Origin of the sequence: Pseudomonas sp. HY2-MNA-CIBAN-0224, from assembly GCF_040310285.1 — a bacterium.
Taxonomy (GTDB): Bacteria; Pseudomonadota; Gammaproteobacteria; order Pseudomonadales; family Pseudomonadaceae; genus Aquipseudomonas; species Aquipseudomonas helleri.
Genome location: NZ_JBEOPQ010000820.1, coordinates 1 through 244 on the forward strand (window position 1 = coordinate 1; position 244 = coordinate 244).

General features: G+C 37.7%; 1 protein-coding gene. It reads right to left on the minus strand.

Annotation, left to right across the window (positions count from 1 at the left end):
- Nucleotides 1-29: 29 nt before the first annotated feature.
- The coding region (locus AAEZ03_RS28570) for a hypothetical protein (RefSeq protein WP_502947992.1) at nt 30-244 on the minus strand (215 nt) is incomplete at its 5' end.

Sequence of the window (244 nt, forward strand, 5' to 3'; positions counted from 1 at the left end):
CCCTGACTCTTTATCTAGCGCTGTCAGATTTACTTAGAATCATTGTCACTAGTGACACAATGCTTTTGGTACATTTGCTTCATTTTACCTACGTTCGCCATCATTGACTTCATGGCAGGATCATCCATATTCATTTTGCTATGATCCATTTTTTCCATCATTTTCATGTTTTTTTCCATCTTTTCACAGTTCATGTTATCTTTTTGTGCATGCATCTCTGGAGAATGCGCCATAGCTGAAGTTG